We start from the raw sequence: 3,751 nt of genomic DNA, 5'->3' as shown, positions 1-3,751 counted from the left end.
GGCGCAGAGCTTGGTAGGCCTTGGCCTTGAAGCTCATCCCCTGATCCAGTGGCGCGACCGAGAAACTCATCGTCTGCATGGCTGTTCCCGTCCCTGACTCTTCATTCCCCTCGCGTAGGAGGGCCCCCCGGCTGAAGGGGTTTGGGCCGCGGTTTCGTTGCCCCGGAGAAGGGAAGCGGCTTGGATTGGTGATACGGTATACCAGATACCACTAGCCCGCAAGCGATTATGTTCGCTCAGCGAACTGTTTCACGAACGGACTTGGAATGGAGGGGAATGTCCCGCCGGGGTTGCGGGCAGGGCTGACGCTTGCCCCCACCCCGGCCCTCCCCCGCTGGGCGGGGGAGGGAGATGATCGCGAAGCGGCGGCAGTCCCCTCCCCTGCGTAGCGGGGGAGGGTTAGGGTGGGGGCAACGGCCCACGCCTCACCGCGGGGGCGCAATCACCGCAACGGCGCCCGGCCGCACGCGGAAGCGCGCCGGGGTGTGGGTGGTGATGTCGCCGTCGGTGTTGACCGGGCGGCGGTGGCGGGTGGTGATCTCCACCTCCTGCCCGTACCAGGCGTGGACGTTCTTCCAGTGCCCGTGCCGTCCGCGGCGGAAGTCCGGGTACAGCAGGGGCCACTCCCACCAGCCGCGCAGGTCGATGCTGTAGACGTCCAGCTGCCCGTCGTCGGGGGCGGCGTTCTCCTGAACGGTCATGCCGCCGCCGTAATGGCGCCCGTTGCCGACGCCGATCTGCACCGACTTGACGCGGTGCCGCGCCCCGTTGATGCGGATCTCGGCGCGGAAGGGCGCCATACGGCGCATGACGCGGAAGGCCGCCACGGCGTAGCCGAACACGCCCCAGCGCCGCTTCATCTCGCGCGTCAGTTCGCGGGCCAGTTCGACGCTGAGCCCGATGCTGGCGACGTTGAAGAAGGCCACGCCGTTGACCTCGCCCAGGTCGATCCGGCGAATCGGGCCGCTGACCGCCAGCTTCGCCGCCTCCCGCACATCCAGCGGGATTCCCAGCGTGCGCGCCAGATCGTTCGCCGTGCCCATCGGCAGGATAGCGAGCGGCAGGCCGGTGTCGGCCAGCGCCGGGGCGGCGGCGTTCAGAGTGCCGTCGCCGCCCCCGATGATGACCAAGTCCACGGAGTCGGCATGGTCGCGGATCGCCTCGGCGATGTCCTCCCGCTCGCGGCACTCGGCCCTGATCAGGGTGACGCCCGCCTTCGCAGCCTCCTCCCGGATGTCGTCGAGCGCGCGTTGCCCCTGGCGGGCTTTCCTGTTGACGATCAGCAGCGCACGGCGCCGGTCGGCGGTCAGCGTCGGCCTCCCACCTCGTCCAGATGCTCCAGCAGGCTGGCGGGGTCCTCGTAGACACGGAAGGCGCCGGCCCGCTCCAGCTCATCCTGCCCGTAGCCGCCGGACAGCAGCCCGATGCTGAGCGCGCGGGCGCGCCGCGCGGCCAGGATGTCCCATACGCTGTCGCCGACCACGATCGCCGATTCGATGGGAACGCCGAGCCGCTCCGCCGCGGCCAGGAACAGGTCGGGGTCGGGCTTGGCGTATTTCACCTGATCGCGCGTCACCACCGGCACCGTGTCCGGGTCGACTCCCAGAGCCTCCAGCCCGGAGCGCGCCGTCTCGATCCGTCCGCTGGTCGCGATGGCCCAGGGGATACCCGCCGCCGTCAGGTGGGACAGCAGCTCCTGCGCGCCGGGCAGCGGACGGACCCGCCCGGCCAGCCCGCGGAACGCCTCGGCGTGGCGGCGGCGCAGCCGCTCCAGAAGCTCCGGGCTGATGGCGAGCCCGGTCTCGCGCAGCAGCATGTTGGCGAACAGGCCGCCGCTCATGCCGATCTTGCGGTGGATGCGCCAGACCGACAGCTCGATCCCCTCATGGTCCAGCGCCTCCTGCCAAGCCAGCACATGCTGGTACACGCTGTCGATCAGCGTGCCGTCGAGGTCGAACAGGAAAGCCGTGTTGATGCGGTCCATGGCGTGAGTCCCCAGGCTGAATCCCGCTCCGGCGGAGCCGACCCCTGTGAGTTGGTGCTGGGCCTGCTGCGCCGCAACGGCCGGCCGGTGGCAATTCTGCGCCCCCGCCGGGTCCGGGGCGTTGCGGAACTTCGGGACCGGTTTCGCGTCAAGCTCATGCTGCCCCGCGGGCGGCGCAACGAAACCATGGGCGCAACGACGGGGAGCGGACGGTCTTGGCACAGCGAGAGGACGCGGACGGGAATCGGCGCTGGTCCATCGACCGGATCGCCCTCGGCCTTTGGCTGCTCGGCCTGCTGGCCGCCTTTGCCGTCCTGTGGGGCCTCGGCGCCGCCTCGCCGGTGCTCATCCCGCTGGCCGGGGCCTTCTTCGTGGCGGTCGCCGTGGCGCCGGTCGGGCGCTGGGTGCGCGACCGGGTGTCCCCGCGGCTGGCCCTGCTCGGCCCGCTCGCCGCGATGCTGACGGTGCTGCTGGTGCTGGCGGTGTTCGCCGGTGGCCTGTGGTTCGTCGGCCAACGCGTGGCTGGCGAGCTGCCGCGCCACGCCGAGGAGTTGCAACGCCTCTGGGGGCAGGCGAACGGCTGGATCGACGGGCTGCGCGAACAGTTCCTTGGCGATTCGGGTGGCGACTCCGACGGCGGAGGCGGCGGAGCGGAGGCGCTGTCCGGCCTCGTCGCGTCGGTTTTGACGGCGGCGCGGGAGGCCGTCTCGACGCTGGTCATCGTCCTGTTCCTCGCCCTGCTGATGCTGGTGGAGGCGCCGGTCTGGCGGGAGAAGATTGTGAAGACGCTGGGGCCGGAGCGCTGCGCCACGACCGTCACCGCGGTCGCCGCCATCGCCCAACAGTTCCGCCGCTTCCTGCTGGTCAGCACGACCCTGGGCCTCATCACCGGGGCGCTCTACATCGGCTGGCTGTCGCTGTTCGGGATCGATTTCCTGTTCCTGTGGGGCTTCCTGGCCTTCCTGCTGAACTACATCCCGGTGATTGGGTCGGTGGGAGCGGCCGCGCTGCCCGTGCTGATGGCGCTGGTCCAGGGCGGATCGACCACCGCCCTGATGGTCGCGGGGGGGCTTCTGGTGATCGAGCAGGTGATGGGGAACTTTATCGGCCCGCGACTGGAGGGCAAACAGCTCGCCATCTCCCCTCTGGTGATCGTGAGTTCGCTGCTGCTGTGGAGCTGGCTGTGGGGGGCCGCCGGGACCGTGCTGGCGGTTCCGATGACCGTCCTGATCGCCATCGCGCTCAGCCACATCGACACGCTGCGCCCCTTCGCCTTCGTGCTCAGCGACAAAAGCGACCGGCGGCGGTTCGAGGCGCGCACCCGGCCCGAGTAACGCAGCGCTGTTTTTTCGGTTATTTTTCTGGCACCCCCCTCTCTTGACAGGTTTCCCGGCCCTCCCCACGTCTCCGGGACCTGTGATCCGGGCCCCTCTGGCGACTTAGACGTGGTCGCGATGTCGGATCTCTTCACCTGCTCTTGCGCCGACGGGCGTGACCGCACTTGGAGGGACTGATGCTCCCATGGACCCGCGATACCCAGACCTCTCCCACACTCTCCACACCTTCCCGGCCCCCTCCGGACGCCGCCGCCCGCCCGACGGACGACGCGCCGGGGCACGCCCGGGCCATCCCTCAAACCACCGAGAGCACGAGCACCGCCATGGACCAGACCGAACGCCAGATCATTGACGACCTCTTCGCCAAGCTGCGTCAGGCCGAGGCCCAGTCCGGCCCGCGCGACCCGCAGGCCGAAGCCCACATCCGCGA

3 protein-coding genes are annotated in these 3,751 nt (G+C 70.1%); 1 reads left to right on the top strand and 2 read right to left on the bottom strand.

Annotation, left to right across the window (positions count from 1 at the left end):
* Positions 1-425: 425 nt before the first annotated feature.
* Both H0B54_RS29185 and H0B54_RS29180 read right to left on the bottom strand, forming a co-directional pair.
* Positions 426-1,310, bottom strand: a complete 885-nt coding sequence (locus H0B54_RS29185; protein ID WP_188263253.1) for a lipid kinase — start codon at positions 1,308-1,310, stop codon at positions 426-428.
* Complete coding sequence (locus H0B54_RS29180) at positions 1,307-1,984, bottom strand: HAD family hydrolase (RefSeq protein WP_188263252.1); 678 nt, start codon at positions 1,982-1,984, stop codon at positions 1,307-1,309. Before H0B54_RS29180 ends, H0B54_RS29185 begins: the two co-directional genes overlap by 4 nt.
* Before the next feature lie 215 nt (positions 1,985-2,199).
* Between H0B54_RS29180 and H0B54_RS29175 the strand changes: the two genes are divergently transcribed.
* The gene (locus H0B54_RS29175) at positions 2,200-3,318 is read left to right on the top strand and encodes an AI-2E family transporter (RefSeq protein WP_188263251.1); all 1,119 of its coding nucleotides are present in this window, start codon (positions 2,200-2,202) and stop codon (positions 3,316-3,318) included.
* Positions 3,319-3,751 lie beyond the last annotated feature (433 nt).

Source organism: Azospirillum tabaci (assembly GCF_014596085.1).
In the GTDB taxonomy this organism is placed as follows: Bacteria; Pseudomonadota; Alphaproteobacteria; order Azospirillales; family Azospirillaceae; genus Azospirillum; species Azospirillum tabaci.
The sequence above is the reverse complement of the archived record's forward strand: the minus strand, read 5'-3'. Positions and strand labels throughout refer to the sequence as shown.

Coding starts and splice junctions, on each gene's coding strand:
- H0B54_RS29180 (WP_188263252.1), bottom strand. CDS start 1,984: ATGGACCGCATCAACACGGCTTTCCTGTTCGACCTCGACGGCACGCTG.